Source organism: Vibrio sp. 1978 (assembly GCF_033344345.1).
Genome location: NZ_JAWPOP010000058.1, coordinates 1 through 3950 on the forward strand (window position 1 = coordinate 1; position 3950 = coordinate 3950).

Genomic DNA, 3950 nt, shown 5'->3' on the forward strand with positions numbered 1-3950 from the left:
ATTTATCCATACTGGATATTTGCATAGTAATTTGACAGATTCTGTTTTTCAACCCCAATCCTAAAGAGTTTTTGACATAATGAGTCATAGCCCAACAATATCGTTCTGATGGACTCAATGTGAGGTTGGATAACATCGAAATTGGATTGATAGTAACGCTTGCGTTTTTTCTTGTACGTTTCGGAGTTAACCTGATTAGCCACACAATCATGTTCCACCAGCGCATTGATGATAGCGGTTCGACTTGCTACTGGCTTGTAGTGTCCCTCACCTGCCACGAACTGAACGTCAGCACCTGCCATTTGCTCGAGCGCAAATCCACCAGCGACCAAAGGAAGAATAGCTTCGATACGTTTCACCACCTTTGCTTGAAGAGTAATACCTGTAAAACAGCACTCCATGAGCCAATCATTCAGCAGGTGTTCAATAAAGCGATGAGTCAGGCTTTGAGAATTCCAAAGTGGCGAAGCATAGGCAAAGAACGCCCAATCAGATAAGTGAGGGTGTACGGTGTTGATTTGCTCCAAAGTAGAAAGCACCTTACCGGCATCCAGTTTAGAGCCCATTTCAATATCAGCCATTCCAAAGCCACCGCCACCAGCACCTTCGTTGTACTTAGCGCGAATAGCCTCCGTCGCCATACCGATCGCCGCTGGCATCTGCCACTTTTCGATGTTTACACACAAACCCATAATCTTATTTCCCCTAACCACAATGTTGAATCAATCAAATTGGACAGCTCAACCACCAATGATAAACTGTATATATATACAGTTAAATGGTAATCCCTTTTTGAAATGTACAAAACGATTCAACGCCTGGTAGGACACCGCATATACAGAATTGGTCCTGATGGCCCATGCGGTTACAACAGCACCGAAGATAATGTGTCGGTATTAATGGCCAGTGGCGACTGGAAGACGATCCCTTTTGGCGGCTATATGGAAGTGGGCAACGTTGTAGGTGTACGACGACTGAAGATTATGGATGTGTCCGCACTCTGCTCTGATGATGACGGGTACGAAGTTGTTTATACCATTCCCAGATATCACTATCTGGTGGGAACGTACCTAAACGGAAAGTGCTTTATCCTGCTTTATGATGGGGAGGTAAAGCATTACCTGGACAAGAATGCAGACCAAGACACCAAGAACAACGTGATTTGGTTATAAGTGCCTATTTGAATATCTAAATTGTGATCAGCGTAATCAAAAGATGACCTAAACTATGCAATCTCGCTTCAAAAAATGTAGCCTAAGACGCTGATATAAATTTATATATTAAAATTAGCACCTGCATGATTTTTTGTATTAAAGACTGCAAATAAGTGTTAGGCGTCAGTTGTCGTTCAATAATCGAGAAACAATTATGAAAAAAGTAGTGTTGCTGGGGGCTTCATTGCTCCTACCCACAAGCGTACTCTCTGCTGAGTTGGAAAAAGAAATAGCTTCTTGTGCTGCGGTAGAAGGTGAGTTAGCTCGTCTGGATTGCTATGACTCCCTTGCAAATAAGCATAAGCTTGATAAGCCACAGCCTACAGGTTCTAAGCCAACAGACACCGGAAAGTGGATGGTCTCTGAAGAAGTAAACCCTATAGACGACTCCAAAACGGTTACATTAGTTTTAGATGCCTCATCAGGTAAAAGCAAATGGAATAAAAAAGTGTATTTTATCGCTCGTTGCAAAAGCAATAAAACAGATGTGTATATTGGTTGGAACGATTACTTAGGTAGAGATGCATCGGTACTTACGCGCATTGGTTCTAACAAAGCGGTAACTTCAAAGTGGAGTCTGTCTACCGACAGTCAAGCAACATTCCATAGAAAACCAATTTCTTTCCTAAAAAGTATGGAAAAAGCAGATACTCTGATAGCACAAACTACTCCTTACAATGAAAGCCCTGTAACCGCGATCTTTGATACTGCGGGTTTATCTAACGCACTAATTCCTTTGCGTAAAACTTGTAGTTGGTAACGTTGCTTGGCTACCGAACAGTTTAAGTTTGGCTGCATCAGCAGCCATTCTCTATCTTGGTGATAGAATATCAACACTTATTAACTCCTGAATAAGTGCAGCGCCAATTCACAGTTCACCCAAACTTATTAAAAAATAACTTCTCTATAATCAATCACTCACCTATTCTATTAGTTGCAATACAATTCGGCCCATAGAGAGTTATTGATATGAATTTAAACGAAAAATCAAGACTAACATCCTTCTTGCTGACACTACTTTTCGGTCCATTGGGACTGTTTTATTCTTCTTTAGCCGGCGGAATAGTCCTTTTAGTAGTTGCTGTGCTTAGTGCAGGGACAATTATAGGTCCAGTGATATGTTGGATTTTAGCGATAGCTATTGGTGATCACTGTACTTACAAACACAACAAGAACATCACTGAAATCAAAAATTTAGTGAGTAAAAACAACGCATAAATGTTGTACATGTATTTATATTCAGGGAAGTTAAAATGATAAAGAAAGCGTTTTTCGGGCTTATAGCCTTAATGGCTTTTGGTGTAAATGCCGTAGAAATGAAAGCGGACATCGCTCAGTTCAAAGATAGAATGGGAGATAGGTTAACCGTTCAAGCTATTAGCGGTGTTAGATATTGTAATAATGGAAGAGCAGCGGTTAACCTTGTATCTACTGACGAGCACATTATCGAATATGTATCAGTATGTTTAAGCCATAGTGAGGTTGACCAGCTAATTAAATCTTTAGAAAAAGCAAAAAATCAGTTTAAGTGATACATCTAGAGAACAGCTATAACACTACGCGTGTACTAACAAATATTTGCAATACACGCACAAAGCGCTCCGAGGGCATAACCTATTTCAGTTGTTTTAATAAAATTAGCACTACCCCACAGCGCCAACCATCAGCGCTCTATTAATCGTCTCTTTCACATGCCAGAGCTGATCGCCGTGTTGACGTTCCCAGCTGTTCACATCGTGGTGTAGCTCTTGGTGGTGATCATGACACAGCGGAATGGTGAACAAATCCGAAGCTTTGGAACCCATCTTTCCTTCACCATGGCCTATTAGGTGATGGGCGATACCTGCAGTCTTACCACATACCCGGCAAGGTAGCTTACGTACAAACGATAGGTACTTTTCACTCTCCCACCGGATTGGCTTTGGATTTCTCAAATACATGGCTGGTGGATCGTCATCGATGACTAATTTCAGAACTGGTTTTGCTAAACGTTGTAGTTGCTCACGCTGACCTTCGAATACATACCTGGCATCTGTATCCACGTTTCCAAGTACACCCACTCGCTTGCTACCCTCTTCTCGTTTGAACTGGCGATCGAGCACAGACTGTGGAAGTAACGAATACACATCATTGCGAACCGCCCACCAGCATAAATCAACATCTGTAATACGCCTTACTTCACCATGCAGCTGGCGAGAGACAGCCATCAGGCCGTGGCGAACCGTATTCTTTCGGGCTATCGAAAACGCCTGGTGGCTGTCATCGGCCATGTTGTCGTGATGCCAACACAAACGAATCGCTCCCTCGCCGGTTACTCGAGTTTTCAGATTGTGATTGCAGTAGCCTTCATCCTTAAGCTGGCACTCGGAAATCGAATCAACGTACTTAGCCGTACTACCGATAAGCAGTTGCACGTCATCATGCGCGAAGAACGCCACCAAAGAGAGGTCATCCGAAGACAACCCTCCAGCGGTCTTTGTGGCCAGACGTTGATTGGGAGAAACTAACCCGATCTTCCCATCCACCAGCAAACGTTGAATGGCCTCTTTGTTTGGGCTTAGCGGAATAAGAGCGGCATTCAGTGTCGGGACGACATCCAAGCTGACTTTAAGCATCTTCCCTACCTTAAGCGACTTTAGACTCTAGCAACGGCTTAGTAACCAGCTGCTTACCCATCTCGACCGCTTTGTCGTATTCCAAGCGAGCTCCTTTCGAAAGTTGCCAACCATCCAAGAA

The 3950-nt window shown here is 43.0% G+C and carries 6 protein-coding genes; 4 read left to right on the forward strand and 2 right to left on the reverse strand.

The window, feature by feature from the left end:
• Positions 1–2: 2 nt before the first annotated feature.
• Positions 3–692 carry a hypothetical protein gene (locus tag R8N49_RS24185; protein ID WP_065274636.1) on the reverse strand — a complete coding sequence of 230 codons (690 nt, stop codon included), beginning with the start codon at positions 690–692 and terminating at the stop codon, positions 3–5.
• A gap of 105 nt (positions 693–797) precedes the next feature.
• On the opposite strand from R8N49_RS24185, the gene R8N49_RS24190 reads away from it, so the two are divergent.
• The 4 genes from R8N49_RS24190 to R8N49_RS24205 all read left to right on the forward strand — a co-directional run bounded on the left by R8N49_RS24190 (position 798) and on the right by R8N49_RS24205 (position 2746).
• Entirely contained in the window at positions 798–1172 is a 375-nt protein-coding gene (locus tag R8N49_RS24190) for a hypothetical protein (protein ID WP_318190113.1), read from the forward strand.
• 196 nt (positions 1173–1368) lie between these two features.
• Complete coding sequence (locus R8N49_RS24195) at positions 1369–1974, forward strand: type VI secretion system-associated protein TagO (RefSeq protein ID WP_065274638.1); 606 nt, start codon at positions 1369–1371, stop codon at positions 1972–1974.
• A gap of 209 nt (positions 1975–2183) precedes the next feature.
• Positions 2184–2432 carry a hypothetical protein gene (locus R8N49_RS24200; protein ID WP_318145586.1) on the forward strand — a complete coding sequence of 83 codons (249 nt, stop codon included), beginning with the start codon at positions 2184–2186 and terminating at the stop codon, positions 2430–2432.
• Positions 2433–2467: 35 nt separating this feature from the next.
• Positions 2468–2746 carry a hypothetical protein gene (locus R8N49_RS24205; protein WP_065274640.1) on the forward strand — a complete coding sequence of 93 codons (279 nt, stop codon included), beginning with the start codon at positions 2468–2470 and terminating at the stop codon, positions 2744–2746.
• 111 nt (positions 2747–2857) lie between these two features.
• On the opposite strand, the gene R8N49_RS24210 is transcribed toward R8N49_RS24205, so the two are convergent.
• A complete protein-coding gene (locus tag R8N49_RS24210) occupies positions 2858–3829 on the reverse strand; it encodes a DUF968 domain-containing protein (protein ID WP_065274641.1) in 972 nt (323 codons plus the stop codon).
• Between the last annotated feature and the right edge of the window lie 121 nt (positions 3830–3950).

Bases quoted from the DNA above. Each gene is read 5' to 3' on its own strand.
- R8N49_RS24185 (WP_065274636.1), bottom strand. From the start codon at position 692: ATGGGTTTGTGTGTAAACATCGAAAAGTGGCAGATGCCAGCGGCGATC.
- R8N49_RS24190 (WP_318190113.1), top strand. From the start codon at position 798: ATGTACAAAACGATTCAACGCCTGGTAGGACACCGCATATACAGAATT.
- R8N49_RS24195 (WP_065274638.1), top strand. From the start codon at position 1,369: ATGAAAAAAGTAGTGTTGCTGGGGGCTTCATTGCTCCTACCCACAAGC.
- R8N49_RS24200 (WP_318145586.1), top strand. From the start codon at position 2,184: ATGAATTTAAACGAAAAATCAAGACTAACATCCTTCTTGCTGACACTA.
- R8N49_RS24205 (WP_065274640.1), top strand. From the start codon at position 2,468: ATGATAAAGAAAGCGTTTTTCGGGCTTATAGCCTTAATGGCTTTTGGT.
- R8N49_RS24210 (WP_065274641.1), bottom strand. From the start codon at position 3,829: ATGCTTAAAGTCAGCTTGGATGTCGTCCCGACACTGAATGCCGCTCTT.